Raw genomic sequence first — 26246 nt, 5'->3', positions numbered from 1 at the left:
GCGGCCGACGACGGAAATTCCGCGTAACCGCTACTCATATTTAGGCGCCGATTACTCGCCCAGGACCTCCGCGGCGAGCAGCCACTGCTCTTCCAATCCGTCGGTCTCTTCCTGGAGGGCCGTGAGCTTCGCGTTCAGATCCGCAAGGTACTCAAAATCGGCGTCGGGCTTCGCGCCCGCCTCCTCCATCTGCTGGTGAAGCCGGCCCTTCTGGGCATCGATCTTCGTGATCTGCCGCTCGATCCGCGCGAGGTCCTTGCGTGCCTGGCGCAGATCCGCTTCGGACGATCCGTTGCCCGCACCGCTGTCCTTCGAGATGGCGGGGGACGCCGAGGAGCCGGTCACCGCCAGGGACGGCGCGGCCCGCCTCAGCTCGAGGTACTGGTCCACCCCGCCGGGAAGGTCCCGCAGGCGCCCGTCGCCGAGCAGGGCCATCTGGGTGTCGGTGACCCGTTCGAGGAGGTACCGGTCGTGGGAGACCACAACGAGGGTGCCGGGCCAGCCGTCGAGGACGTCCTCGATGGCCGAGAGGGTGTCGGTGTCCAGGTCGTTCGTCGGTTCGTCGAGCATCAGGACGTTCGGTTCACCCACGAGCAGCCGCAGCAGCTGGAGCCGCCGGCGTTCCCCGCCGGAGAGTTCGCTGACGCGGGTCCACTGCTTTTCGTTGGTGAAGCCGAGCTGCTCGACGAGCTGGCTGGCCGAGACCTCTTTGCCGCCGACGCTGAAGACGCGCTTTTCGGCCTCGATCACCTCGATCACCCGGCTGTCCCCCAGCTCGTCGAGCTCACGGACCTCCTGGGACAGCACGGCAGTCTGCACCGTCTTGCCGCGCTTCAGCCGCCCCTTCGTCGGGGCCACCTCGCCGTTGAGCATGCGCAGCAGGGTTGTCTTGCCCGATCCGTTTACCCCGACCAGGCCGAGGCGCTGTCCCGGTGCCAGGCGCAGGGTCACGTTGGAGAACAGCTGGCGTTCCTGCCCGCCGGCGTCGATGGTGAGGCTGATGTCCTCCAGGTCGAGCACGTCCCTGCCGAGGCGGGACATCGCCATCTTGTTGAGGGCGAGCGTGTCGCGGGGTTCCGGGACGTCGGCGATCAGCTCGTTGGCAGCCTCGATGCGGAACTTCGGCTTCGCGGTGCGCGCCGGCGCACCGCGGCGCAGCCAGGCGAGCTCCTTCTTGACCAGCTGGACGCGTTTGCTCTCGATGACCGCATTCATCCGGTCCCGTTCGGCGCGGGCGAGGACGTAGGCGGCGTAGCCGCCGTCGAATCCGTCGACGATGGCGTCGTGGACCTCCCAGGTGCGGGTGCTGATCTCGTCGAGGAACCAGCGGTCGTGGGTGACCACCAGGAGCCCGCCTTCGGTGGGGCGCCAGCGCTGCTTGAGGTGTTCGGCGAGCCAGGCCACGCCCTCGACGTCGAGGTGGTTGGTGGGCTCGTCGAGCATGATCACGTCGTGGTCGCCGATGAGCAGTTTCGCCAGCGCCACCCGCCGCTTCTGGCCGCCCGACAGGGAGGAGACCGGGGCGTGCCAGTCCACCTCGGAGACGAGCCCGCCCATGACGTCGCGGATCTTCGGGCTCGAGGCCCATTCGTGGTCGTCCTGGGTGCCGACGATCGCCTCGCCCACGGAGAGGGAGCCGTCGAGCACGTCGGTCTGGTCGAGGTAGCCGACGCTCACGTCGCGCCGGCGGGTGACGCGCCCGGAGTCGGGGGTGGTGCGCTGGGCGAGCAGGCGCATGAGCGTTGACTTGCCGTCGCCGTTGCGCCCCACCATCCCGATGCGGTCGCCGTCCTCGAGGCCGAGGGACACCCCATCGAGGATGGTGCGGGTAACGAAGGCGACGCCGAGGTTTTCAGCGCCGAGAAGGTGTGCCAATGCGAACTGCTTTCGGTAAGGGGTGTCGGCCGGCGGACTCAGCCGGCGGGGTCGGAGGCGATCCGCGCGCCGTGCGCCGGGCCGTGGACCGCGGTGGCGGTCATTCCCGCGGCTTCGAGCCGGGACTCGAGCTCCACGGCATGCCGCGGGCTGCGGGCCAGGAACGCGACGGTCGGTCCCGAACCGGAGACGATCCCGGCCAGGGCGCCGGCCTTTGTTCCTGCCTCAAGGATATCGCCAAGGCCCGGTGCGAGTTCCAGCGCCGGCTCCTGGAGGTCATTGTGGAGCAGGGGCGCCAGGGCCGGGGCGTCTCCGGCCCGCATAGCGCCGAGGATGGCCGGATCGATTTCGGGCTGGAGCGGTGCCTGAGTCCCCGTGCGCAGCCGGATCTCATCGAGCAGCCGGTACACCTGGGGGGTGGACAGGCCGTAGTCCGCGGGCACCAGCACCCAGTGCAGCGGTGTCTTTGAGATGGCAGGGGTCAACTGCTCGCCCACGCCGAGGCCGACGGCGGTGCCGCCGAGCAGTGCGAAGGGGACGTCGGCGCCGAGGCTGACGGCGATCTTCGCGAGTTCGTCCCGGGAGAAGCCGCTGCCCCAGAGGGCGTCGCAGGCGAGCAGGGCCGCGGCCGCGTCGGCCGATCCGCCGCCCATCCCGCCGGAGACGGGTACACGCTTGGTGATGTCGAGGTGCACTCCGGTCGAGCCCGGGCTCACCTCGGCGAGCAGCCGCGCCGCGCGGACGGCGAGGTTGGTCGCGTCGAGGGGAACCGCACCGAGGGGAAGGTTGAGGGTGCCCTGGCCGTTGACGCTGACCGTGACGCCGTCGCCGTCCACGCGGGTCGCGGTGACTTCCTCATACAGGGAGACGGCGAGGAACACGCTGGCGATCCCGTGGTAGCCGTCCTCGCGGGGAGGGCCCACCCGCAGGGAGACATTGATCTTTCCCGGAGCCCGGACCCGGACCCTGCGCGGTCCACCCCGCAACTGTCCAGCTCTTCCCGACTCCATAGGGTCAAACTTAGATCACGCGCTTGCGTGCGGAAAATCGCGGGCCTCAGGCGGTCGGGGCCTTCCCCTCGGCGATCCGAGCGTAGGCGGCGATGTCGAGGACCTCCCCGCGCGCGGTCGGGTCGATGCCGGCCCGCACGAGGGCCTGCTCCGCCAGGGCGGGGCTGCCGGCCCAGCCGGACAGGGCTGCCCGCAGGGTCTTGCGGCGCTGGGCGAAGGCTGCGTCGATGACGGCGAAGACTTCCTCGCGGGATGCCGTCGTGGCGGGCGGGTCGTGCCGGGTGAATCGCACCAGCCCGGAGGCGATCTTGGGGGCGGGCCAGAAGACGTTCATGCCGATCACCCCGGCCTTGGCCATGCGCGCGTACCAGGCCGCCTTGACCGAGGGGACGCCGTAGACCTTCGACCCCGGGCCTGCGGCGAGCCGGTCGGCCACCTCGTCCTGCACCATGACCAGGCCCGAGCGCAGCGAGGGGAACCGGGCGAGCAGGTTCAGCACCACGGGCACCGCGACGTTGTAGGGGAGGTTCGCCACGAGGGCGGTCGGCGGGTGCGGCAGCTCGGTGACGCGCAGGGCGTCGGCCAGCACGACGTCGAGCGCGTCCGCCCGCTCCGGGCGCCACTGCCGCACCGTCGCCGGCAGGCGTCCGGCCAGGACGGGGTCGATCTCCACGGCCACGACGCGTTCGGCGGCGTCGAGCAGGCCGAGGGTCAGCGAGCCCAGCCCGGGGCCCACCTCGAGCACCGTCTCGCCCTCGCCCAGCTGGGCCGCGGCGACGATCCTGCGGATGGTGTTGCCGTCGATCACGAAGTTCTGGCCGAGCGTCTTGGTGGGCCGGATGTCGAGTTCCGCAGCCAGCCGGCGGATGTCGGCTGCACCAAGCAGCGGTGCGGGCGGCGGTGTCGAAGGCATTGTCACCTAGTTATGGTAGCCGCCGGGCGGCCCCCTCCGGCCCAGGGGCCGTGGCGGGCCCGGGCCCACAGGCCCGCCGCAGGCCGCGTGGAGGGTTCAGCGCAGGCCGAGCTTCGACGCGCAGGAGGGCCAGTGGCCCCAGCCGCCGTTGCCCTTGAGCACCTCCGCCGTGGCGATCTGCTCCGCCGGCGAGGCAAGGTGCGGCAGCGGCGCGTACTTGCCGCCGCCGGCGCCCAGCCAGCTCGACCTGCTGAACTGCAGGCCGCCGTAGTAGCCGTTGCCGGAACTGATCGACCAGTTGCCCCCGGACTCGCAGTCGGCCAGAGCGGCCCAGACGTTCCCCTGCGGGGCCGGTCCCCCGGCGGGCCGGTCGCGCTCCTTCGCCGGTGCGGGGGTCGGCCGGGGTTTGGCGGCGGGGCGGGTTCCGACGGCGATCTCCTCGGACACCGGTTCCCGGGTGACCTTCCGGCTGAGCAGCCGGCGGGAGACCTCCCTGCCGTCCTCGAGCCGGACGGCGTAGACGCTGGTGCGCTCACCGTCGATGCCCTCGACGGTGACCTTCCGTTCGCCGCGGCGAAGACCGGGGTCCTCGGTCTCCACGCTTGGGAAGGCAATGGGTTCGGTGAGCGTGCGGGTGGCCTTGCTCGTGATGCGGGTGATCTTCACGCCGAGCCCGTCGATGACGGCGGTGGAGGCCGGGACGGAGATGCGGTCCTCCGCCCCGAGGGCGATACCCGCCTCGGCGAGCAGTTCCGGGAGCCAGACGGACGAGGTGGTGCGCACGGAGGTGGTTCCGCCCACGGTGAGGGTCACCCTTTTCTGGGTCCGGATGGTGATGGCCGAATCCACTGCTGAGAGCGCGGTGGCGGGAGGCAGCGACACCTCGGCGGTGCGGGCCAGTCCCAGCTCGGCCAGCAGGTCGGCGACGGTCCTCGCCGTGGTGGGGTGCGTCGAGCGGACGCCGTCGAGGACCAGGTCGATCTCCTGCGCCCTGCGCACCTCGATCGCGGCCCCGTCGGGAACCTCCGCGGTGCGGGCGGGGATGACGGCGTCGTGCGGGCCCAGCGGCACCCCGGCCTTGGCCAGGATCTCCTCGACCGTGCCGCCGTAGGTCTGCACCGCCGAGGTGCGGCCCTCGACGGTCAGTTCGACCTGCTTGCCGTTGCCGACGAACGCGACGAGCCCCGAGACGAGGCTTATCATCACCACCGTCTGGCCCGTCCGCTTCAGCCAGTGCCTGCGCACCCTTTTCCCCACCGGGTCCCCCATGTACGAAATCTCCGGGCACGGGGAATCGCAGCGCGGGAACCGGAGCGCGCTGACAGTGCAGGACGCACGGAACACCACCGGGCGCGCGGACGGCCCGGAGCTGCTGAAGGTGCCTGCAAAGGCGGCGGCGGAGCACTGGTGCTCCTCCGGCGCCCATGCTGCAGGCGGTGTCAGTCCGAATGCCTTCCCCGACCCCGGCTAACAGGTGCTAACCGTAACCTTCCCGTGATCTCAACTCCAAACCCCTGCGTTCCATCTGTCCCACCGCTCCCGCCCTGCGTCCCGCCGGACGGCCGCTATCAGCCCCGGAACCGATTAGTCCCGCAAACCGATCAGTCCCAGGACCCGTAGACGGCGGTGGTGTTGGCCAGGATCCTTCCGCACAGTTCCTCGAGGTCGGCGCCGAGCACGTCCGCCATGGCCCGCACGGTGTACGGCACCACGTAGGACGCGTTCGGCTGGCCCCGGTAGGGGTGCGGTGTGAGGAACGGGGAGTCCGTCTCGGCGAGGATCAGCGAGGGTTCTGCGATGGCGAGGGCCTCCCGGAGGTTGCCGGCGTTCTTGAAGGTGACGGTGCCGGCGAAGGACATGTACCAGCCGTTCTCGTTGCAGATCCGGGCCAGGGCCGCATCGCCGGAGAAGCAGTGGAGGACCACGCGCTCCGGTGCACCCTCCTCCAGGACGGTTGCCACGACGTCGTCGTGGGCGTCCCGGTCGTGGATCTGCAGGGCGAGGCCGAGGCGCTTGGCGATGTCGAGGTGGCGCCGGAAGGAGTAGCGCTGGCGCTCGATGCCCTCCCCGGGGGTGCGGAAGTAGTCGAGGCCGGTCTCACCGATGGCCCGGATGCGCGGGTGCGCCGCCAACTGTTCGATCTCCTCGAGCGCCGCCTCGAGCGAGCCCTCCGCGGCGAGCTTCGGAGCGTCGTTGGGGTGCAGGGCCACGGCGCCGAGGATCCGCGGATCGGCGTCGACGGCCTTCACGGTGAAGCGTGAGGACTCAAGGTCCGAGCCCACCTGGACCACCCCGGCCACCCCCGCCGCCTCGGCAGCGTCGAGGGCGGCGCGCAGGCTGACCTCGACCAGCCCGTCGCGGAAGTCGAGGTGGGTGTGGTTGTCGATGACCGGAACCGGCAGCGGTTCGGGCAGCGGGGGGTAGTCCAGTTTCCGCCGCTGGCCGCCATCGGCCTCCGACTTCCGCGCCCTCACCGGGGCCGGGCCGGAAGCTGGGCCGCCGGAGCCGGCGGGGGTGCCATCAGGGTTGCCCTCGGGGGTGCCCGACGGCCGGTAGGGCCCGGGAATGGAGCCTGCTGAGTACTCGGAACTGTTGCTCATGGCCCCAGCCTATCCAGCACGGGAACTTTCCACCCGTGCGGGAGGTTGACCTAGTAATCTAAGTATCTAGTCAGCCAAAGCACCCCCACCGTGGCGGTCGCCGAGGTCATCGCCTGCGCGTCGTATCCTCCGGCCGCTTTCCGCCGGACTCCGACCCGTAGCTGCCGAAGCGCGGAAGGCACCCATGGACGTCCAGAACACGACCGTCGAGGATTCCCACCTGCCGGGCGAGGCGGGACAGGACCCGGTGGTTGAGTCCTTTGCCGCGGTGTCGTCGGGGATCCTCGACTCGATCAACACGGTGATCGACGGCAAGCCCGATGCGGCGCGGCTGGCCTTGACGGTGCTGCTGGCGCAGGGACACCTGCTGCTTGAGGACGTGCCGGGGGTCGGCAAGACGATGCTGGCCAAGACCCTCGCGCGCACCATCGACTGCACCGTGAACCGCATCCAGTTCACCCCGGACCTCCTTCCCTCGGACGTCACCGGGGTGTCGATCTACAACCAGGATTCGCGCCGCTTCGAGTTCCGCCGCGGCCCGGTGTTCGCGAACATCGTGATCGGCGATGAGATCAACCGGGCCTCGGCCAAGACCCAGTCGGCGCTGCTTGAGTGCATGGAGGAACACCAGGTCACCGTCGACGGGCGCACCCACGCCCTCGAAGATCCATTCATGGTCGTCGCCACCCAGAACCCCATCGAAATGGAGGGGACGTATCCGCTGCCGGAGGCCCAGCGGGACCGCTTCATGGCCCGCATCTCCATGGGCTACCCGGACGCCCGCTCCGAGATCGAGATGCTTGAAACCCACCAGTCCCTCTCGCCCCTGGCGGAGGTCCGGCCCTCGACGACGGCCGCAGGCATCGCCGCGATGATGGGCACCGTGCGCACCGTCTATGTCTCCCCCGCGGTGAAGGAGTACACGGTGGCCCTGGGCGCCGCGACCCGCACCCACCAGAGGCTGCGGCTGGGGGCCAGCCCGCGGGCCCTGCTTCAGTTGCTCCGCGCGGCCAAGGCCACGGCGGCCCTTGAGGGCCGGGACTTCGTGCTTCCCGATGACATCACGGCCATGGCCGGGCCCGTCCTCGCCCACCGCCTGATGCTCGACCGGCGGGCCGCGAGCGCCGGGGAAACCGCAGCCTCCGTCGTCGAGAACGTGCTGTCGAAGGTGCCGGTTCCGCGTGATGCGCGCGGGGCCGGGACCCGGGGCCGCTGACGGGTTCCGGCCGGCCATGGCGCTGCTCGACCGACTTCCCACGAACGTCCTGACCCAGCGCGGGTGGGGCTTCGTGATCGCGGGCGGCGCGGCGCTGCTGGCCGCGCAGATCCTGGGCCGCCGCGACCTGCTCTATGTGGGGGTCTTCCTCGCCTGCCTTCCGGCCCTGTCGGTGCTCATGCTGCGGCTGATCAAGCCGAGGTTCACCATCGAACGCAGCTTCGCCCCCTCCACCATGGAGACCGGCTCCACGACCACCGTCTCCCTGGCCGTGGCATCCAACGGCCCGCCGGGGCCGCCGGTCACCATGGAGGAACACGTGCCGCCGCGCTTCGGGCGCGCCCCGCAGTTCACCTTCCCCTCCCGCAATCCGACGCGCGACGGGGTGAGCCTCTATGAGTACCGCCTCCGGTCCTCAACCCGCGGCCTCTTCGACATCGGCCCGGTGACCGCGCAGTTCACCGACCCCTTCGGGCTGGGCACCTCCCGGCACCTCCTCGGCCACCCCGACCCCCTGGTGGTGACCCCGGCGCCGCTGGATCTCGTGGCCGCCCCGCTCTCGGGATCGCGCGGCACCGACGGCACGGCCGCCACGCGCCGCCAGGCGAACCCCAGCGACGACGACGTGATGACGCGCGAATACCGGCACGGGGATTCGATGCGCCGCGTGCACTGGGCCGCCACGGCCCGGCACAACGAACTGATGGTGCGGCAGGAGGAATCCGTGACCACTCCCGAGGCCACGCTCCTGATGGACCAGCGGCAGTCGAGTTTCAGTTACGGCTTCAACGCCGTGTTCGGCGCCGATTCCGGCCACGGCGCAGCCGGCATCTCCACAATTCCGGCCTTTGAGTGGGCCGTGACGGCGGCGGTGTCGATCAGCGCGCATCTCCTTGAGCGCAGCTACGCGCTGAGGTTCCTCGATCACCACGGGGCCCCCGCCCTGCTGCGGTCCCCCTCCGCACCTTTTCCCGGGGATGAGGAATTCCAGGGCCCCGGCGCGCTGGCCGCCATCGCCGAAGGGCTCGCGGCGCTCGGCCCCGCCCACGACAGCGGCCGGCGCAGCGGAAGCACCGCTGCGGGGACCGGCCCTGCCCGCCGGCCGGGGCAGCGGCGCAGCGGGAGCAGCCCGGCAGGACCCTCAGAGGCGGTGCCGCCTGCCCGCGGTTCCCGCCGGGAGGATCCTCACCAGCTCGACCCCGCTTCGCCCTTCGGCGACGACCTGCTCGACCGGCTCGCGTCCAACCGGCACCGGGGCCCGCTGATCGCCGTCCTCGGACTGCTCACTCCCGAGGAAGCGCGGAGCCTCGCTACCGCCTCCGGCTACGGATCGGTGGCCCTGGCCCTCGTGGTCGTCGACCGGCCGGCCGAGGCCGCCGCCCAGATCGACATCCTGCGCACCGCCGGCTGGCATGCGGCCGCCGCCTCCCCCCGCGCCGACATGCCCGCCGTCTGGGCGGGCCTCGGCCACTCCGCACCGACCGTCCCGGCCGGCCCGCGCACCTCCACCCCCCAGGAAGGTCTCCGGTGACAGCGACGCTCGAACGCCCCGTGGCCGACTCCCGGCAGGCCCCCGGCACCGCCGCCGAGGGCCCGGCCCGTCCCGACTACGCGCACTGGGCGGTCAGCGCAGCGGCAGGCGCCGGCGTTCTCGCCGCGTCCACCAGCCTCAACGGCGTCATCGAGCCCTGGACCTGGTTCGGGCCGGTGTTCAACACCGTGCTTCCCGTGATGATCGCCATGTCGCTGGCACGGACCCTGCGGCTGCCCGGGCTGGTCACCCTCCTTGCGGGCCTGCTGGCCCTGGGCGGCTGCCTGACCTCGCGGTTCGTCCCCGACCAAAGCATCCTCGGGGTGATTCCCGGACCCGGAACCGGCGTCCAGCTGCAGATCCTGCTCAACCATGCCGAAGACACCGTCACCTCCCAGGCGGCGCCGGTCCTCCCCGGGGCGGGCATCTTCCTCGTGACCTGCGCGGCCATTGGACTGATCGCCATTGCCGTCGACACCCTTGCCACCACCCTGCGGATGCCCGCCGTCAGCGGCATCGGGCTGCTGGCCCTGATGGTGGTTCCCGCGGTGGTGAAGCCGCTGGGCGTCGGGATGGTGCCGTTCCTTCTGACGGTGGCCGCCTACCTGCTGCTCCTGGGCTGCGCCCAGTGGCGCGAAGGCCTCCTGGCCGCCTCGGCGGACACGGGTTCCACCGGGTACCTCGGGCGCGGTCTGGCCGTGGGCGCGGCGGCGGTCGCCGTCACGGTGCTCCTGCCCCTGGCCATTCCCGGGTTCAACAGCGGGGCCTTCCCGCAGGGTGCCCGGCTGAACGTGTGGGGCAGCTCCTCCGGGCTCAATCCGGCGGTGACCCTCGGCAATGACCTGCGCAACCCGGCCGGTTTCGGCCGGGTCACCTACGCCACGAACTCTCCCGAACCGGTGTACCTGCGGGCAGTGACACTTGAAGACTTCGCCGGGCAGCGGTGGGAACCCGACCAGCGCCGGGACGAACGCGAGCCCGGGCTCCAGGGCATGGGTTCCGAGTCGGTCCGTTCGGCCGGGGAGTTCGGCGCTACGGCGTTCACCCGGATCAACACCGACAGCTACACCAGCCCGTGGCTGCTGGCCCCCTACGCGCCGGTCAGTGTCGCGAGCCTCAACGGGCGCTGGACCTGGGACCCGAAGAACCTCAGTATCCTCTCCTACGACGGCGGCACCTCGGTGCGCCAGGAATACGAGGTGATCAGCACGCTGCCCGACCTCACCGAGGAGCGCCTGAGCGCCATCCGGCCGGCACCGAAGGGCGCGGTGGCCCCGGTCTTCACGGAGCTGCCGGAGGACACCCCCGGCATCGTGCTCGAGACCACCGAAGAGGTCACCGGGCGGCTGCGCAACCCCTACGACCAGGCGATCGCCATCCAAAACTTCCTCCGCAGCCGGGACTTCACCTATTCGGTGGATGCGCCGGTCGAGGGCGGTTACGACGGAAGCAGCATGGGCGTGATGGCCCGGTTCCTGGAGACGCGCGCCGGCTACTGCGTGCACTACGCCGGCACGATGGCCGTGATGGCGCGGGCCGCGGGCATCCCCAGCAGGGTCGCCGTCGGCTACACCCCGGGCAGCACGACGGGCGACCTGGAGGCCGGGCCCGACGGCATGGAGCTGCGCGAGTTCGCCGTGGATTCCCGCAACGCCCACGCCTGGCCCGAACTGTACTTCAACGGGGTCGGCTGGGTCCGGTTCGAGCCCACTCCCTCGCGCGGCGTTGTTCCGGACTACGCGCAGACGATCACCTCGCCGTTCAATGTCCGCGTCGACGACTACGACAACCTCAACCCCGGCGCGGCGGACGTGCCGCAGGGCACGGCCGCCGATCCTGAGGCGACCGCCGCCGCCGCCGCCGATCCGGCCGCAGCACAGTCCCGTGCCGCCGCGGCCGGGACCGCGGTGGCCGCGGGGCTGCTGCTTGCGCTCCTGCCCCTGCTGATCCGCTCGGCACGCACGGCGTCGCGGCGGCGCAGGGTGCTCTCCGGCGGCGGCCCCGGTGCCGCGGCCGCCGCCTGGGTCCAGACGACCGAGGCCGCCGGGGACTACGGACACCCGGCCCTGCCGACCGACACCCCGCGCGCGTTCTCGCAGCGGCTGCGTGCCGACGCCGGCCTGCACGGGCCCGCGGCGGTCTCGCTGGAAAGGCTTCAGCGGGCGTTCGAGCGCGAGGAATACGCCGGCCCCGAGGCGGCCCCGGCCGCCGGGGCGGGGGTTGCCCTCCTTGCCGCTCCGGCGGCCAGCTGGGACGACGTCACCGCGGTGACCGCTGCCCTTCGGGAGCGGAGCAGCCTGCCGGCCCGGCTGCGGGCCCGATTCTTTCCCCGGTCGCTGCTGCGCCCGACCCGGTAGCGGCCCCGGTCAAGAGGCAGTGGGTCGGGAGGCGGTGGATCAGGAGGCGGTGGGGTCCGCGATGCCGATGTACTGGGTGTAGAGGTACTCCTCGATCCCCTCCGCGCCGCCCTCGCGGCCGAGCCCTGACTGCTTGATTCCGCCGAACGGGGCCGCCGCATTGGAAATGACGCCGGCGTTCAGGCCAAGCATCCCCGTGTCGAGGCGTTCACCCATGCGCAGCCCGCGGTTGAGGTCACGGGTGAAGACGTAGGCCACCAGCCCGTACTCGGTGTCGTTGGCCAGCTGTACGGCCTGGTCCTCGGTGGAGAACGTGACGATGGGTGCGACCGGGCCGAAGATCTCCTCCTTCAGGATCCGGGAGGACCGGGCGACGCCCTTGAGGACCGTGGGCTGGTAGAAGTAGCCGGGGCCCTCGACCGGCGCGCCGCCGGTCACGGCCTCGGCGCCGTCGGCGAGCGCGTCGGTGACCAGGCTGTGGACCTTGTCACGGCTCTTGCCGTCGATCAGCGGGCCGAGCTTCGATTCGTCCTCGGTGCCGCGGGCGGTCCGCATGCCGGCCATCCGTTCGCCCAGCCGGGCGGCGAACTCGTCGGCGACGGACTCGTGCACCAGGAAGCGGTTCGCGGCGGTGCAGGCCTCGCCCATGTTCCGCAGTTTGGCCGCCAGCGCGCCGGTGACGGCGGCGTCGAGGTCGGCGTCCTCGAACACCAGGAAGGGCGCGTTGCCGCCGAGTTCCATCGACGTGCGCAGGACGTTCTTCGACGCGGCGGCCAGCAGGTTCCGCCCCACCGGGGTGGAGCCGGTGAAGGAGAGCTTGCGCAGGCGCGGGTCCTCGACCAGCGGACCCGTGACCCCCTGCGCATCGGTGGTGTGGATGACGTTGAGCACGCCGGCCGGCAGCCCGGCCTCCTCCATCACCTGGGCGAACAGGGAGGAGGTCAGCGGCGTGAGGTTCGCGGGCTTGAGCACCATGGTGCAGCCCGCGGCGACCGCGGGGGCGATCTTGCGGGTGGCCATGGCCAGCGGGAAGTTCCACGGCGTGATCAGCAGGCACGGCCCCACGGGCTTCTTGGTCACGAGCAGCCGGGACTTCCCGTCCGGGGCCATGGAGTACCGCCCGGAGGCCCGCACCGCCTCCTCGGAGAACCAGCGGAGGAACTCGGCGCCATAGGTGACCTCGCCGCGGGCCTCGGCCAGGGGCTTGCCCATCTCGAGGGTCATCAGCAGCGCGAAGTCATCGGCGCGCGCTGTCACGAGTTCGAATGCCCGGCGGAGGATCTCGCCGCGCTCGCGCGGGGCCGTCCGGGCCCAGTCCTCCTGCGCGGCGACGGCTGCGTCAAGCGCGGCCGCGCCGTCGGCCGGGGTGGCGTCAGCGATCGAGATAAGGGTCTTGCCCGTTGCGGGGTCCTCGATGTCGAAGGAGGCGCCGGTGGAGGAGTCGCGCCACTCCCCGCCGATCAGGAGACCGGTGGGAACCCGGGCCAATAGGTCCTGTTCGCGCTCGACGGTGACAGTCATGATGAACTCCTCGACGGTAAGGGGCGGTGGAAGCGGCACTGGGGCTGCGGCGGACGCGGCCCGGATTCCCGCTCACGGTAGCGCCGGGCAGCCGGGCCTGTCCATACTCCGGTGCACCACAATCTGCCGGAGATGTTGTTCACCTGCACAACCCGCCGATTGGAACGGCGCGGGCCGCGCCGAAGCTACCGGGAGGCGATGACGGCGGCGTAAAGCTCGCGCTTGCTGACCCGGGCGTCCTCGGCGACGGCGGCCACGGCCTCCTTGAGGCGCAGTCCGTTCCCCACCAGTTCCTGCACCGCCGCCACGTGGTCCTCCGGGCGCGAGGGCGCCGCGGCGGGAGCTCCGCCGACGACGACGGCGATCTCCCCGCGGACCTCGCCGTCCTGCGCCCATTCGAGGAGCTCGAGCAGGGATCCGCGCAGGACCTGCTCGTGCACCTTCGTCAGTTCACGGGCCACCGCGGCCGGCCGGTCCCCACCGAAGGCCGCGCGCAGGGACCGCAGCATCGCCTCGAGGCGGTGCGGCGCCTCGAAGAAGACCATGGTGCGGCGCTCCGCCGCCAGTTCGGCGAGCCGGGTTGACCGTTCACCGGCCTTGCGCGGAAGGAAACCCTCAAAGCAGAAACGGTCCGTGGGGAGCCCGGAGAGCGCCAGGGCAGTCAGCACGGCGGAGGGTCCCGGCGCGGCGGTGACGTCGATACCCTCGGCGACGGCAGCCTCCACGAGGCGGTAGCCGGGATCGGAGACCGACGGCATTCCGGCGTCGGTGACCATCAGGAGGGTCGCCCCCGAGCGCACCTCCTCGAGCAGTTCGGCGGTTCGGGAGGCCTCGTTGTGCTCGTGGTAGCTCACAATCTTCCCGGCCACCGTCACCTCGAGCGCCTGCACCAGCCGGTGGAGCCTGCGGGTATCTTCGGCGGCGACCACGTCGGCGCTGCCCAGCAGCCCAACGAGCCGCTCCGTCGCATCACCCATATTGCCGATCGGGGTGCCCGCAAGCACCACCCGGCCGCGGGTTCCGCCGTCACCGGCGGTTCCCCGGTAGGCAGCGAAGGCCGGCGGGGCGGCGTCGGCCCCCGATCCTGCGGCGTCGTCGGGGGCGGGTGCCGGGGCAGTTCCTGCGGGTTCTTTCACTACTCAAGGGTAGCCCCTGCACTGCGGCCCGGCCCCGCCGGCCGGGGCCAGGCTCAGGAGGTGCTGACGTCCTTCGTGGCATGGTTGTAACGGAAGGTGACCTGCCCACCGGGGTGGTGCAGCTCGTGGTCCGAACCGTCCCGGACGCCGAAGGCGCCGTAGTTTTCCACCCAGGAGCGGTCAATGGCCACCTTGTAGGAGTAAGCACCCGCCGGAAGGTCGGTGGTGATCTTCCAGACCTTTTCGTCCTGATCGAACACCATCTGCACCTCATCGAAGTGCGGAGCCCAGTCCTCGGCCGCCCCGAGGTGGGAGCCGAAGTTGCCCGCGATCGCGACGGCCGCCGGCTGATCGGAAGCCTGATCGGAGGCCCGGGCCGGGGCCTGGTCCTCCGCCGTGGCGGGGGCGGTGTCCGCGCCGGCGGCCGCGGCCGCCTCGTCCGCCGGGCCTGCCGCCGCCGGAAGCGGGGTGCCGGCGGGCACGGCCGCGCCGGCGGCCAGGGCCGAGGCGAAGGATTCCTCGTCGGGGAACGCCACCGTCGCCCTGAGCCCTTCCTCGGTGATGGTCCAGCCGCTGCGGCCCTTAACCATCCAGCCCGCCTTGACGAGCTTCGCCGAGGCGATCGTCAGGGCCTTGAATCCCCGCGGGACGCCGCCGCTGAGCAGCTCGCTTTCGCGCTCGTTCAGGGGCACGCGGGCGATGGCCTCGGCCAGCACGGCGGACCCGGGGCCGCCGGCGGCTCCCTTCGCCTGATCGGCAAGGACATCGAGTACGGCCTTCAGCCTCTGGGTGGTGCCGTCCTGCGCCTTCGTCTTCACAATCGCCCTCCATGGGTTCGTCTCTACACCCGGCAATGCGGAGCCGGTGCCGCATTCCGTCAGTGTCAACGCTAAGTGACGTCCGAGGCATCGGTCCAATAGGTCAGCAGGCGGCTGACTTTCCACGTCGCGGGTTCCTCACCCGCGTGCGGGGCACGGTACCCTTGGCGCATGGGGAACCACCACCACGGACACGACTCCACGCACCGCGGGCCGCTGGCCGCCGCGCTGGCGATCACGGTGGCCGTCTTTGTTCTCCAGGTCATCGGCGCCGCCCTCACGGGCAGCCTGGCCCTGCTCTTCGATTCGGCCCACGTCTTCACCGACGCCGCCGGGCTCTGCCTCGCGCTGGCGGCGGCCACCCTGGCCCTGCGGCCGGCCACCGCACGGCGCACCTGGGGCTTCCGCCGGGCCGAGGTCGTCGCGGCCATGGCCCAGGCAGGGCTGCTCCTCGCCGTCGGGCTCTACGTGCTCATCGAGGGCGTACGCCGGCTCATCGAGCCGACCCCGGTCGCCGGGCCCGAACTGATCGTCTTCGGCGTCATCGGCCTGGCGGGAAACATCGCGGCGCTGGCGGTGCTGGCACGCCACCGCTCGGCGAACTTCAACCTCCGCGCCGCTTTCCTCGAGGTGCTCAACGACGCGCTCGGGTCGGTGGCAGTGATCATCGCCGCCGTCGTCATCACCCTGACCGGATGGGTGCGCGCCGATGCGGTGGTGGCCCTGCTGATCGGAGCGCTGATCGTTCCCCGCACCCTCCGCCTGCTGCGTCAGACGGTCAGCGTCCTGCTCGAATCGACGCCTGCCGGCATCGATCCGGACGCCGTACGCTCCCATATCTCCAACCTTGCCTTCGTCACCGACGTCCACGACCTCCACATCACGCAGATCGCCACGGGCCTGCCCGTCCTGACCGCCCACGTCGTGGTGGAGGACGAGTGCTATACCAGCGGCAACGCCCACAAGGTCCTCGACCAGCTGCAGGTGTGCGTCGGGCAGCACTTCGACCTCAGCATCGAGCACAGCACCTTCCAGATCGAACCGGCCAGCCACCGCCTCCACGAGGAGGGCCTCGCCCACTAGGAGGGCGCCCGGCGGGAACGCCGCGCCCCGGTAGCATGGCAGGGTGAGCCACGCCGCCGTCCTGGAACCCGGGAAGTCCCTGCCGGGGTCTCGCAGGTGGGTGGAATCCCCCCGGGCGGCCTTCACCGAGCAGGCGCTGCGGACCCGGCTCCTCGGTGCGCCGGCGCCGGGTGGCGTGCTGGCCTGGCTGCTGCCGGTGGCCCTCGCCGTCCTGGGCGGGGTGCTGCGCTTCGTCCGACTCGGCGAGCCCGGCAGCCTTGTCTTCGACGAGACCTACTACGTCAAGGACGCCTACTCGCTGCTGCTTTCCGGCTATGAACGCGAGTGGCCCGAGGACGCCAACGATTCCTTCAACGCCGGCGATCCGACCGTCATCCTTCCCACGGCCGACTACGTGGTGCATCCGCCGCTGGGCAAATGGATGATCGCTTTGGGCCTGCTGCTCTTCGGCCCCGGTGACCCCTTCGGGTGGCGTTTCTCCGCGGCCCTGGTCGGAACCCTGTCAATCCTCCTGCTGGCCTTCGTCGCGGGGCGCCTCCTCGGCTCTCCCGCCCTGGGGGCGGCGGCCGGGCTGCTCCTCGCCGTCGACGGGCACCACCTGGTGCACTCACGCACATCCCTCCTTGACATCTTCCTGATGTTCTGGCTGCTGCTGGCCTTTGCCGCGCTGTTGCTGGACCGGGAGCAGGGCCGGCGGCGCCTGGCGCGCCGGCTGGCGGCCGTGGCCGACGGCACGGGAGGCCCGCCATCCGCCGCCCACCTGCGCTTCGGCCCGTGGCTCGGCCTCCGCCCCTGGCGCATCACGGCCGGGATCTGCCTGGGGCTTGCCCTCGGGACGAAGTGGTCCGCCCTTCCCTACATCGCTGCGTTCGGCCTGCTCACCGTGGCGTGGGACCTGGGTGCCCGGCGCGTCGCCGGCATCCGCCGGTGGGCCAGTGGGGCCGTAGTGAAGGACGGCCTGCAGGCGTTCGCCTCGATCGTGCCGGTGGCCGCGCTGACCTACCTCGCCACCTGGTCCGGGTGGTTCGCCTCCCGGGACGCCTACGACCGCCAGTGGGCCGCGGCCAACCCCTCTGCCCAGTGGGACTGGGTGCCCCCTGCCCTGAGGTCGCTGGCCGAATACCACCGCAGCGCCTACTCCTTCCACCAGGGCCTGGCCTCGGACCACCCGTATGAGGCCCACGCGGGGCTCTGGCTGATCCTCGGCCGCCCCACCTCCTTCTTCTACGAGAAGCCGGCCGGCTGCGGCGCGGAGGCGTGCTCCCAGGCGGTCACGGTGCTGGGCAATCCGCTGATCTGGTGGAGTTCGGCCCTCGCCCTGCTCATCCTGCTGGCGGTGTGGATCCGCAGCAGGGACTGGCGGGCCGCGGCGGTCCTCGTGGGCGTCGCCGCCGGTTACCTGCCGTGGTTCCTCTACCCCGAGCGCACCATGTTCTACTTCTATGCCGTCGCCTTCGAGCCCTTCCTCATCCTCGCCCTGGTCTACTGCCTGGGCCTGGTGCTGGGCGGGCCGTCCGACTCCCTGCGGCGCAGGCGCGTCGGCGTCCTGCTCGTCGGCGCGTTCCTTGCCGCCGCGGTCCTCGTCTCCGCCTACTTCCTGCCGATCTGGACCGCCGACGTGATTCCCTACGAGCAGTGGCGGCAGCGCATGTGGTTCCCGCGCTGGATCTGAGCCTGCACTCCCGGGGCAGCGCGCACCGGCGGATACTGTAAGGGCCGGCAGCGGCACGGCCTACCGGTATGGGCCTGCCGGCACAAGGCCGGGCAGAGGAAGAGGGCACGGGGACGACGGGCGGGGGTGGGAAGAATGCTCTTTCGGGACCGGATCGATGCGGGACGGCAGCTCGCCGGGCGGCTGGCCGATCTTTCGGGCCCGGTGGTGGTCCTCGGCCTGCCCCGGGGAGGGGTGCCCGTGGCGGCGGAGGTCGCGGCGGCCCTGCGGGTGCCGCTGGATGTGGTGGTGGTGCGCAAGCTCGGAGTGCCCTCCCAGCCCGAACTGGCGATGGGGGCGATCGGCGAGGACGGCATCCGCGTCCTCGAGGAGCGCGTGATCCAGCGCGCCCGCGTGAGCGACGAGGAGTTGCGGGCGGTCGAGGTACGGGAGCGGTCTGTCCTCCAGGCCCGCACGGCCCTGCTGCGGCGGGGACGCGCGCGCATCGACCTCACCGGCCGCACGGCGGTGGTGGTCGACGACGGCGTCGCCACGGGCGCCACCGCCCGCGTGGCGTGCAGGGTGGTGCGCGGCCTCGATGCCGCCCGGGTCGTCCTGGCGGCACCGGTCGCGCCGTTCGATGCCGCCGCCCGCATCCCCGAGGCCGACGCCCACGTGTTCCTCGCCACTCCCCGCCGCTTCCGGTCCGTCGGCGAGCACTACGGCGACTTCTCCCCCGTGGAGGAGGCCGAGGTCATCTCCCTGCTCAACGCCGCGGCCGCCGGCCGGCCGGACTGAGGCCACCGAAGACGTCCCATCGCGACAAACCGGCCCGCTTTATCGGCCGCGCCCGTCGCTTTCGGGTGCATCCGGCGCCTGCGGGTGCGCGCGTCGTCTCCGGTCCGCCCGTCGTCGGATACGCCGGGCGGGCCGGTGGGCGCTGACACGAAAGGGACTTGTTCTTTCCATTGCCCCGGCGAAGTGATAGAACGAGCGACGAGGCGCAATCCCTACCGCTCGGCGAAGCGTTCAGGGCTCCCCGAGGGGCAGGCCTGTCCGTTCCGACGGCAGGGCTCCGCATCCGATTGGAGGAAGACATGGGCATCATCTCATCAGGTTTTCGGGGGCGCAGGAACAAGGACCAGCCCGGCCTGCCGCCCGGGCAGTACCTGACCGAAAGCTTTCCGGTCCTCTCCGCCGGTCCGACACCGAGGATCGACACCGCGGAGTGGGAGTTCCAGCTCACCACCGAGACCGGGCAGTCCCACTCCTGGTCCTGGGACGAGTTCCAGAACCTGCCGCAGGAGGAATTCACCGTCGACATCCACTGCGTGACCAGCTGGTCGAAGTTCGGCACGCGCTGGAAGGGAGTGTCACTCGACACCTTCTTCCAGGACGTTGACACCTCCCACCCCTACACAATGTTCTCAAGCTACGGCGGCTACACCACGAACCTGCCGATGGAGGACATCCTCAACGGGAAGGCGTGGATCGTCCACCAGTTCGACGGCGAGGATCTCGAGCCCGCCCACGGCGGCCCCGCACGGCTGCTCGTCCCCCACCTCTACTTCTGGAAGAGCGCCAAGTGGGTCCGGGGACTGAGGATGATGGACCGCAACGACCCGGGCTTCTGGGAGACCAACGGCTACAACCTCCACGGCGATCCCTGGCTCGAGGAACGGTACTGGTGAGCAGCACCTGGCGGACCGCCGACGTCGTCGAGGCCCGGTTCGAGACTGCCACCGCACGGACCCTCGCCCTCCAGTTTCCCGAACCCGTCAGCAGCATCGGCGGCCAGCACGTCGATATCCGGCTCACGGCCCCCGACGGGTACACCGCCGTGCGGTCGTTCTCGGTGGCCGGGACCCTGCCGCCGACCGGCCTTGAAATCACCGTTGAGGAACTGGAGGACGGCGAGGTCTCCCCGTACCTCGTCCGCGACCTGACGGTGGGCGAGCAGCTGGAGATGCGGGGACCCGTCGGCGGCTGGTTCGTGTGGCAGCCCTCGGACACCTCCCCGGTGCAGCTCATCGGCGGAGGTTCCGGGGTGGTGCCCCTGATGGCCATGGTGCGCTCCCACCGCGCCGCAGGCAGTACCGTGCCGATGCAGCTCCTCTATTCGGTCCGTGGGCCCTCGAGCATTATCTACCGCGGGGAACTCGAAAAACTCGAGGCCTCCTCGCCGCCCCTGCCGGTGGAGTACGTCTACACCCGGGAGGCGCCCCCCGGGGAGCCCGTGGGGCGGCTCTCCCCCGCCACGCTGATGCCACGGATCCTGCCGCCGGCAGCCGACCCGGCGGTGTTCATCTGCGGTGCCACGGGCTTCGTGGAAACGGTGGCCGCCTGGCTCGTGGAGGCCGGGTACACGGAAAGCCGCATCAAGACCGAACGCTACGGTGGAACAGGAGACGGATCATGAGCCTTGGACTCGACGATGGGCTGGCCGGCGGCACCGGGGCGGAGGCCGGCGGGCAGGACTACCTCGATGGAAACGCCCTCGCGGGACCGCTCTCCGAATTCTCTGCAGGGGATCTCACCGTGGCCGAGGGCCGGTGCGAGAACTGCGGGATGACGGGCGTGCTGGCCACGACCCGCGTCTATGCCCACGCCCCTGGGATGACCGCCCGGTGCAGGGGGTGCGGATCGGTGCTGCTGCGGCTGACGGAGGCGGGGGGACGGACGGTCCTTGACCTGCGTGGGTTGAGCTACCTGAGCATCAAGCGGGACTGACCGTACCGGGTTTATTCTCCGCCGGGTCCGGACAGGACGCAGAACTCGTTCCCCTCGGGATCGGCGAGAACGGTCCAGGTCGCGTCCGCCGGCTGGCCGATGTCGATCCTGCGCGCCCCCAGCCCGAGGAGCCGCTCCACCTCCGCGGCCGGGGAGCCATCGGCCCGCAGGTCGAGGTGAAGGCGGTTCTTGCCCGTCTTCGCCTCGGGCACCGCGACGATGTCGATGCCCGGCTCCCGGCCGTCCGCGCCACCAATACTGATGACGCCCTCATCCTCCCCGGTCACCTGCCAGCCGAGTGCCGCCGTCCAAAATGCCGCGACGGCCCGCGGATCGGCGGCGTCAAAAGCGACGACGGCGATGCGGCTTGCCATCCTCAGGATTCCGGCGCGCCGATATTGACGAGCCAGCTGACCCCGAACCTGTCGCTGCACATGCCGAAGCTGTCGCCCCAGGGTGCCCGTTCGAGCGGCAGCGTCACCGTGCCGCCGTCGCTGAGCTTGTCCCAGTACCCGCGCAGTTCGGCCTCGTCGGTGCCGCTCAGGGAGACCGAGTAGTTGGTGCCCACGGTGTAATCCATGCTGTTCGGAGTGTCGGCGCCCATCAGCACCAATCCGCCCTCGGTCTCGAGCATTCCGTGCATGATCTTGTCCTGCTCCGCGGGATCCTCGCTGGCCTGGAAATCGCCGAAGGTGCTCAGGGTGAGCTCACCGCCGAACACCGAATGGTAGAACTCCATGGCATCCCTCGCCGTATCGCGGAACCCCAGATACGGGTTAAGGCGTGTGGTCATCGCGCTTTCTCCTCAAGGTCGGTGCTGCTTGGCGGTTCGAATCGGTGTGCTGCTCCGTGGTACAGCACCGATTATGGGCCCCGGGACGGCCGTGCGGTAGGTCGAGGGGGATTTCCGCAGTCCATCGGCCGGGCGGCGTGACCTGCGGGCGCGGGTGCCTAGGAGCCGGACAGTGCGGCGCGGTGCCGGGCCTGAAGCTCGTCCTGGGCGGCCTGCGACTTTTCCCGGCGCCGCCGGGTGGGCCAGGTGAGCACCAGGGTCAGCAGCGTCGCCGCGAGCACCAGGAAGCCCACGGTGGCGGCCGCGTCGGTCCAGAACTGCTCCGGGAACAGCCGAATCAGGGTGTCATCCACCCGAAAGGTCCAGGTGCCGTCGGCGAAGAACACCGCGTGGACCGAGGTGAAGAAGACCTCCCAGGCGAGCACCGCCGACACGGCAAGGACCACGATGAGGACCAGGGTCAGCACGGCACCCGAGAACAGCGCCCTGCGGATTCCGCCCTTGTACCGGCGGGCGAGGTAGGCACAGGCAGCGATTCCGACCACCAGCAGCACGAACGCGGCGGCGAAGGACAACTGGAGGACAGCTTTCACGTCGGCCATGTGGCTGACCTCGCTGTCGAGGAACAGTTGCTGTCCGCCGGGGTTGACCAGCCCGCCCAGGTAGCGGGCGGGGGCGAAGTTGAGGACGTAGTCGAGCGCGTAGGACCCGTAGGTCAGGCGGTCCTGGGTGGAGAATCCGAACTCGTCGGCGGGAAAGCCCGGGCGGTGGTATTCGGCCCAGAGGAAGAAGGAGGAGGTGACGGCCCGGACCGCCCCGGCCAGCACCACGATCGGGAAGATTGCGGCGACGACCACCTGCAGGAACCGTGCGAGGGCCGGCTTGGCTGCCACGGCGTGTTCCCGTTCGAGGGCGCGACGCCGCACCTCCTGCTCCGACGGGCGCAGCAGCAGCGCCCCGGTGTCGGAATCCGGTTCGTTCTCCGGTTCCCGGCGTGCGTCCTTCCCGCCGCGCGGGGGCCGTACTTCTCCGGACTCCCCGGCGGAGGCACCGACGGCGGAGGCCCCGGAGGCGGACGTGGCTCCGGCACCGGTCGCGCCCGATGCCGTTTCGTGCCGCGGGGCATCACTGACCGGCAGCGCGGCAGTAGCTGGTTCGAAGTCCGCAGCTGGTTCCGAGTCCGCAGCCGGTTCGGAATCCCTCGCTGGTTCCGAGCTCCCGCTTAATTCGGAATCCCTCGCTGGTTCCGAGCCCCTGCCTGGTTCGGAATCCCTCGCTGGTTCCGAGCTCCCGCTTAATTCGGAATCCCTCGCTGGTTCCGAGCCCCTGCCTGGTTCGGAATCCCTCGCTGGTTTGGAGTCCGCAGCTGGTTCGGAGTCCGCAGCTGGTTCGGAGCCCCTGACTGGTTCGGAGTCCCCGACCGGTTCGGACCCTTTGAGGCCCGGCCCGGGTGCCGGCGGCGACGGTTCCGCCACCGCCGTCATCGAACCCGCGGGGTCCGGTACCTGCCCGGGCGTTCCGGCTCCTGTGGTCGACGCCGCCGAGGAGCCGTGCCATTCGCTGTCGGAGGCCCCCGCGGGGACATACCTCGACACATCGGGCATGGTGCTTGCCCTCCGCATGGGCAGCGAGTTGCGCTGGGCGATGGGAGCCGGGACGGACTCCGGGGCACGCCCCTGGCGGTCCTGCTCGGTGCCGGTTCCGTCGGTCTCAGCCACTGGGATGTCTCCTTGTTTTGCCATGATCCGCCGCGTCGCGGATTTCCCCTTCGAGACTACCGGGCCGCACGCCCGCGCACCCGGAAGAAGAGCCCCGCACGGCGTTCCTTACGCCGTGCGCGCCGCCCCTCCCCGGTCAAGGGCCGCAAGATCTCCGGTGGCCCCGGCCCGCACGGCGCGCCTGCCAAGGATCAGGGTGTACGCCCAGTACGCGGCGAGGACGAGGAGACCGATGCCCAGGCGCGCCCAGTGCGGCAGCCCACTGGGGGTGACGAAGCCTTCGACGAGGCCTGAGACAAACAGGACCAGGACGAGTCCGAGGGCGACCGTGATCAGGGACCGCCCCTCCTCGGACAGCGCTGCGGCCCGGGTCCGCCGCCCCGGCGACACCCAGGCCCAGAAGATCCGCAAACCGGCGGCCGTGGCGATGAAGATCGCCGTCAGCTCCATGAACCCGTGCGGGAGGATGTAGAGAAAGAACACGTCGAGCTTGCCGAAGGCGGCCAGCATCCCGCCGGCGAGACCGACACCCTGCGCGTTCTGGTACAGGATGAACGGTGGCCAGATCCCGGTGACCCCGAAGGCGACCGCCTGGAGGGCGATCCAGGCATTGTTGGTCCACACCAGGCCGGCGAAGGACGCCGCCGGATTCTCCGAGTAGTAGTCGATGAAGTCCTCCTCGACGTACCGGCGCAGGTCCTCGTCGGTTCCGAGGGCCGCGATCACTCCCGGCGTGTTCACCACCCACGCCCCGTACGCCCAGGCGACGGCGGTGAACAGCACCCCCACGACAACGGTGAGCCAGCGCACGCGGTAGAACGCGGCAGGGAGCGAGACGACAAAGAACAGCGCGATATCTTCAAGGAAGTGGGAGCGGGCGCCGCTGAAACGGGTCCGCGCCCGCGACAGGCGCATCGACAGGGCGCCCGACAGTTCCCCCTCCGGGGCGACGGAACGGATCATCGACAGGTGGGTCGACACGCGCTGGTACAGCACCAGGAGTTCGTCCGCCTCCGCGCCGGTGAGGCTGCGGCGCCGCACCAGTTCATCGAGCCGCTCCCAGTCGGGGCGGTGCACTTCACTGAAGGCGTCGACGTCCATGCTGCCCACCCTATAGCGCGGGGTGGAAGATAGGGTGGAGCCCGGACAGCCGGTGGTGCGAAGGGGGAACGTCAGTGGATTCAGTGGTGACCGGCGAGGCAGTGGTCCTCGAACTGCGCTCGGCAGGCTTCGCCGCCCGCGCCCTCAGCTCGATCATCGACACCGTGGCCCAGATCGTGGTGTTCCTCGGCATCCTGTTCCTCGTTGGGAGCACCCTCGGCGGGATTCTTGATCCGGCACTGACCCGGGCCCTGACACTGGTGCTGGTCATCCTGGTGTTCCTGATCCTGCCGGTCACCATTGAAACCCTCACCCGCGGCAAGTCCCTTGGCCGGGTGATGCTCGGGCTGCGGATCGTGCGCGACGACGGCGGCGCCATCCGGTTCCGGCATGCGTTCATCCGCGGCATGCTCGCGGTGCTTGAGATCTACCTGCTGGTCGGCTCGCTCGCCTTCGTCGTCGCGTTGTTCAACGAACGCTCGAAGCGGCTTGGGGACCTGCTGGCCGGGACGTACGCGCTGCGTGAGCGGGTGGTCGTGAAGCCGCGCGCGGTGCCCGAGGTGCCGCACCACCTCCAGGCCTGGGCGTCGACCGCGGATATCGGGCGGCTTCCCGATCCGCTGGCCCGCCGGGTCTCCCAGTTCCTGGCGCAGGCACCCCGTCTCACTCCGCAGTCCCGGGCGGCCCTCGCGGCCGAGCTGGCCCGCGAGGTCGGCACCGCCGTCGCGCCGGCCCCGCCGCGGGGAACCCACCCGGAGGATTTCCTGGCCGCGGTGGCCGCCGCCCGCCGCGGGCGGGACTATTCCCGCATGCTCCGCCAAAAGGAGGTCGTTGGTTCGACGGCTGAACGGCTGCACCGGCTTCCCTTCAGCCGGTAGCAGGCCGGCCCGGCAGGACGGCGGGGACCGGCGCTACTGCCGGGTGCCGTTCACGTAGTCCTCCCAGGACAGGTTCCAGTCGCCGAAACCGTCGTGGACGTACATCGGGCCGTAGTTGGTGTTGAGGATCTGCACCACGTCCCCGGGCCCGAAGTTGTCGTAGAAGTACTTCGCCCCTTCCGGGGACATCCCGACGCAGCCGTGGGAGACGTTGATCGAGCCGAGGGCCACCTGCGCGGCGGGCAGCGCCTCGTGGACGAAGGCGCCGCCGTTGCTCAGCCGGCTGGCGTGCTTGACCACCGTGGGCGGGTAGTAGGCGTCGTCGCCGGGCTTCAGCCCGATCGACTCGGCGGTGAACTTGGTCGACTCGTACTTCTCCATCACCACGTGGTAGCCCACCGTGGAGGGCCATTCCTTGGTGCCGAGGGTGACCGGGAAGGTGCGCTGGAGCTTGCCGCCGATATAGACGTTCATGGTCTTGGTCTTGTCATCGACGACCGCGAGGCGGGTGTCGTGGGTCTTCACGGTGAACGTCCGGTCGAAGTTCCCGATCATGGCGTTGCCGAAGTCCACGCCGAAGAGCTTCATGTCCACGGTGATGGTGCTGTTGGGGGCCCAGAACTCCTGGGGCCGGTAGCGCACCTTGGTGTCGGTGAGCCAGTAGAACGCTCCGGGCTGTCCGCTGGTGCTCGTGACCTTGATGGCCTTCTCGACGGCGTCCTTGTTCACCACCGGCTCGCTGAAGTTGATCTCCAGCGGCTGGCCGGTGCCCACGGTGGTTCCGTCGAGCGGGTACAGGGCGGCGTCGGCCTCGTTGGCCGGTTCGACGGTGGAGAAGGTCTGTTCCCGGGTCGTCTTGCCTCCGGAGGTATCGCTCACCGTGTAGGTGAACGCGTACTGGGTGTTGAACGCCAGCCGCTCCCCCGCGGTCCACTTCGTGCCGTCCGCCGAAAGCGTCCCGTTGACCGGGGCGCCGCCGGTGACCGGCTCCAGGGTGACGTCGGAAATCCTGCCGTTGCGTGCGCTGACCTCGGCCACGGTGACCGGGTTGACCGCGGCGGCGCCGTCGGCCGGAACGGCATTCACCGTGACGTCGCGCGCCGGGGGCGCGGTGGTCGGCGCGGGCTCGGCCGGGGTGGAGCTCGCGCCGGCCGGCGCGGACGGGCCCGGCCCGGCCTCACTGGGGGAATCGTCCCAGGGCGAGGCGACCGCCAGTCCGACCCCGCCGCCGACGACGAGGAGGCCGGCGACGGCGATCGCCACGGCCTTCCCTGCGTGCCGGCCCGATCCGCCCTGCCCAGCTGACTGCGTCATA

General features: G+C 70.8%; 23 protein-coding genes. 10 read left to right on the top strand and 13 right to left on the bottom strand.

The genetic code is table 11. The features are described from left to right. Positions 1-51: 51 nt before the first annotated feature. From E2F48_RS06560 to E2F48_RS06540, 5 genes are all read right to left on the bottom strand, one after another. Positions 52-1875: an ABC-F family ATP-binding cassette domain-containing protein gene (locus E2F48_RS06560; protein WP_133403178.1), complete on the bottom strand. Its 1824-nt coding sequence runs from the start codon at positions 1873-1875 to the stop codon at positions 52-54. A gap of 38 nt (positions 1876-1913) precedes the next feature. After that, positions 1914-2885 (bottom strand): 4-(cytidine 5'-diphospho)-2-C-methyl-D-erythritol kinase, encoded by a 972-nt coding sequence (locus E2F48_RS06555; protein ID WP_133403177.1) that lies wholly within the window; start codon positions 2883-2885, stop codon positions 1914-1916. Between the two features lie 46 nt (positions 2886-2931). Beyond that, positions 2932-3804, bottom strand: a complete 873-nt coding sequence (gene rsmA / locus E2F48_RS06550) for a 16S rRNA (adenine(1518)-N(6)/adenine(1519)-N(6))-dimethyltransferase RsmA (RefSeq protein WP_133403176.1) — start codon at positions 3802-3804, stop codon at positions 2932-2934. A gap of 90 nt (positions 3805-3894) precedes the next feature. Continuing rightward, positions 3895-5067 (bottom strand): resuscitation-promoting factor, encoded by a 1173-nt coding sequence (locus E2F48_RS17725; RefSeq protein WP_133403175.1) that lies wholly within the window; start codon positions 5065-5067, stop codon positions 3895-3897. A gap of 332 nt (positions 5068-5399) precedes the next feature. Next, positions 5400-6398, bottom strand: a complete 999-nt coding sequence (locus tag E2F48_RS06540) for a TatD family hydrolase (protein WP_133403174.1) — start codon at positions 6396-6398, stop codon at positions 5400-5402. 184 nt (positions 6399-6582) lie between these two features. On the opposite strand from E2F48_RS06540, the gene E2F48_RS06535 reads away from it, so the two are divergent. Genes E2F48_RS06535 through E2F48_RS06525 form a run of 3 tightly spaced genes read left to right on the top strand, consistent with a single transcriptional unit; the run spans position 6583 to position 11502 of the window. Continuing rightward, entirely contained in the window at positions 6583-7614 is a 1032-nt protein-coding gene (locus E2F48_RS06535; protein ID WP_133403173.1) for an AAA family ATPase, read from the top strand. Next, positions 7583-9145 (top strand): DUF58 domain-containing protein, encoded by a 1563-nt coding sequence (locus E2F48_RS06530; protein ID WP_246018635.1) that lies wholly within the window; start codon positions 7583-7585, stop codon positions 9143-9145. Before E2F48_RS06535 ends, E2F48_RS06530 begins: the two co-directional genes overlap by 32 nt. Further along, positions 9142-11502, top strand: a complete 2361-nt coding sequence (locus tag E2F48_RS06525; protein WP_133403171.1) for a transglutaminase TgpA family protein — start codon at positions 9142-9144, stop codon at positions 11500-11502. The genes E2F48_RS06530 and E2F48_RS06525 overlap by 4 nt, the downstream gene beginning before the upstream one ends. 39 nt (positions 11503-11541) lie before the next feature. On the opposite strand, the gene E2F48_RS06520 is transcribed toward E2F48_RS06525, so the two are convergent. The 3 genes from E2F48_RS06520 to E2F48_RS06510 form a co-directional block, all read right to left on the bottom strand. Further along, positions 11542-13023 (bottom strand): NAD-dependent succinate-semialdehyde dehydrogenase, encoded by a 1482-nt coding sequence (locus E2F48_RS06520; protein ID WP_133403170.1) that lies wholly within the window; start codon positions 13021-13023, stop codon positions 11542-11544. Between the two features lie 185 nt (positions 13024-13208). Continuing rightward, on the bottom strand, positions 13209-14030 hold the full coding sequence (gene rsmI / locus E2F48_RS06515; RefSeq protein ID WP_281274794.1) for a 16S rRNA (cytidine(1402)-2'-O)-methyltransferase: 822 nt from the start codon (positions 14028-14030) through the stop codon (positions 13209-13211). A 182-nt stretch (positions 14031-14212) separates the two neighbouring features. Beyond that, positions 14213-14977 (bottom strand): pullulanase X25 domain-containing protein, encoded by a 765-nt coding sequence (locus tag E2F48_RS06510; RefSeq protein ID WP_342772583.1) that lies wholly within the window; start codon positions 14975-14977, stop codon positions 14213-14215. A 171-nt stretch (positions 14978-15148) separates the two neighbouring features. Here E2F48_RS06510 and E2F48_RS06505 point away from each other — a divergent pair, with 171 nt between their 5' ends. From E2F48_RS06505 to E2F48_RS06480, 6 genes are all read left to right on the top strand, one after another. After that, positions 15149-16060: a cation diffusion facilitator family transporter gene (locus E2F48_RS06505; RefSeq protein ID WP_133403169.1), complete on the top strand. Its 912-nt coding sequence runs from the start codon at positions 15149-15151 to the stop codon at positions 16058-16060. Positions 16061-16103: 43 nt separating this feature from the next. Beyond that, positions 16104-17732, top strand: a complete 1629-nt coding sequence (locus tag E2F48_RS06500) for a dolichyl-phosphate-mannose--protein mannosyltransferase (protein WP_133403168.1) — start codon at positions 16104-16106, stop codon at positions 17730-17732. 135 nt (positions 17733-17867) lie between these two features. After that, a complete protein-coding gene (locus tag E2F48_RS06495) occupies positions 17868-18509 on the top strand; it encodes a phosphoribosyltransferase (RefSeq protein ID WP_133403167.1) in 642 nt (213 codons plus the stop codon). A 299-nt stretch (positions 18510-18808) separates the two neighbouring features. After that, positions 18809-19402: a sulfite oxidase-like oxidoreductase gene (locus E2F48_RS06490; RefSeq protein WP_133403166.1), complete on the top strand. Its 594-nt coding sequence runs from the start codon at positions 18809-18811 to the stop codon at positions 19400-19402. Further along, entirely contained in the window at positions 19399-20130 is a 732-nt protein-coding gene (locus tag E2F48_RS06485; RefSeq protein ID WP_221411634.1) for an FAD-binding oxidoreductase, read from the top strand. The genes E2F48_RS06490 and E2F48_RS06485 overlap by 4 nt, the downstream gene beginning before the upstream one ends. After that, positions 20127-20441, top strand: coding sequence for a DUF6510 family protein (locus E2F48_RS06480; protein ID WP_221411633.1), 315 nt, complete (start codon positions 20127-20129; stop codon positions 20439-20441). The genes E2F48_RS06485 and E2F48_RS06480 overlap by 4 nt, the downstream gene beginning before the upstream one ends. A gap of 11 nt (positions 20442-20452) precedes the next feature. On the opposite strand, the gene E2F48_RS06475 is transcribed toward E2F48_RS06480, so the two are convergent. From E2F48_RS06475 to E2F48_RS06460, 4 genes are all read right to left on the bottom strand, one after another. Further along, positions 20453-20815, bottom strand: coding sequence for a VOC family protein (locus E2F48_RS06475; protein WP_133403165.1), 363 nt, complete (start codon positions 20813-20815; stop codon positions 20453-20455). A 2-nt stretch (positions 20816-20817) separates the two neighbouring features. Continuing rightward, positions 20818-21234 carry a VOC family protein gene (locus E2F48_RS06470; RefSeq protein WP_133403164.1) on the bottom strand — a complete coding sequence of 139 codons (417 nt, stop codon included), beginning with the start codon at positions 21232-21234 and terminating at the stop codon, positions 20818-20820. Between the two features lie 158 nt (positions 21235-21392). Continuing rightward, on the bottom strand, positions 21393-22127 hold the full coding sequence (locus tag E2F48_RS17605; RefSeq protein ID WP_246018547.1) for a TIGR01906 family membrane protein: 735 nt from the start codon (positions 22125-22127) through the stop codon (positions 21393-21395). 933 nt (positions 22128-23060) lie between these two features. Then, positions 23061-24053 (bottom strand): stage II sporulation protein M, encoded by a 993-nt coding sequence (locus E2F48_RS06460; RefSeq protein ID WP_133403163.1) that lies wholly within the window; start codon positions 24051-24053, stop codon positions 23061-23063. Between the two features lie 74 nt (positions 24054-24127). Here E2F48_RS06460 and E2F48_RS06455 point away from each other — a divergent pair, with 74 nt between their 5' ends. Continuing rightward, positions 24128-24931, top strand: a complete 804-nt coding sequence (locus tag E2F48_RS06455; RefSeq protein ID WP_133403162.1) for an RDD family protein — start codon at positions 24128-24130, stop codon at positions 24929-24931. A gap of 33 nt (positions 24932-24964) precedes the next feature. On the opposite strand, the gene E2F48_RS06450 is transcribed toward E2F48_RS06455, so the two are convergent. After that, complete coding sequence (locus E2F48_RS06450) at positions 24965-26245, bottom strand: L,D-transpeptidase (protein ID WP_133403161.1); 1281 nt, start codon at positions 26243-26245, stop codon at positions 24965-24967. Position 26246 lies beyond the last annotated feature (1 nt).

The sequence above is a fragment of the Arthrobacter crusticola genome (assembly GCF_004357995.1).
Taxonomy (GTDB): domain Bacteria; phylum Actinomycetota; class Actinomycetes; order Actinomycetales; family Micrococcaceae; genus Arthrobacter_D; species Arthrobacter_D crusticola.
This window is presented reverse-complemented; position numbering and strand designations above follow the sequence as displayed.

Bases quoted from the DNA above. Each gene is read 5' to 3' on its own strand.
- E2F48_RS06555 (WP_133403177.1), bottom strand. From the start codon at position 2,885: ATGGAGTCGGGAAGAGCTGGACAGTTGCGGGGTGGACCGCGCAGGGTC.
- E2F48_RS17725 (WP_133403175.1), bottom strand. From the start codon at position 5,067: ATGGGGGACCCGGTGGGGAAAAGGGTGCGCAGGCACTGGCTGAAGCGG.
- E2F48_RS06540 (WP_133403174.1), bottom strand. From the start codon at position 6,398: ATGAGCAACAGTTCCGAGTACTCAGCAGGCTCCATTCCCGGGCCCTAC.
- E2F48_RS06535 (WP_133403173.1), top strand. From the start codon at position 6,583: ATGGACGTCCAGAACACGACCGTCGAGGATTCCCACCTGCCGGGCGAG.
- E2F48_RS06530 (WP_246018635.1), top strand. From the start codon at position 7,583: ATGCGCGCGGGGCCGGGACCCGGGGCCGCTGACGGGTTCCGGCCGGCC.
- E2F48_RS06520 (WP_133403170.1), bottom strand. From the start codon at position 13,023: ATGACTGTCACCGTCGAGCGCGAACAGGACCTATTGGCCCGGGTTCCC.
- E2F48_RS06505 (WP_133403169.1), top strand. From the start codon at position 15,149: ATGGGGAACCACCACCACGGACACGACTCCACGCACCGCGGGCCGCTG.
- E2F48_RS06495 (WP_133403167.1), top strand. From the start codon at position 17,868: ATGCTCTTTCGGGACCGGATCGATGCGGGACGGCAGCTCGCCGGGCGG.
- E2F48_RS06490 (WP_133403166.1), top strand. From the start codon at position 18,809: ATGGGCATCATCTCATCAGGTTTTCGGGGGCGCAGGAACAAGGACCAG.
- E2F48_RS06480 (WP_221411633.1), top strand. From the start codon at position 20,127: ATGAGCCTTGGACTCGACGATGGGCTGGCCGGCGGCACCGGGGCGGAG.
- E2F48_RS06475 (WP_133403165.1), bottom strand. From the start codon at position 20,815: ATGGCAAGCCGCATCGCCGTCGTCGCTTTTGACGCCGCCGATCCGCGG.
- E2F48_RS06470 (WP_133403164.1), bottom strand. From the start codon at position 21,234: ATGACCACACGCCTTAACCCGTATCTGGGGTTCCGCGATACGGCGAGG.
- E2F48_RS06460 (WP_133403163.1), bottom strand. From the start codon at position 24,053: ATGGACGTCGACGCCTTCAGTGAAGTGCACCGCCCCGACTGGGAGCGG.
- E2F48_RS06450 (WP_133403161.1), bottom strand. From the start codon at position 26,245: ATGACGCAGTCAGCTGGGCAGGGCGGATCGGGCCGGCACGCAGGGAAG.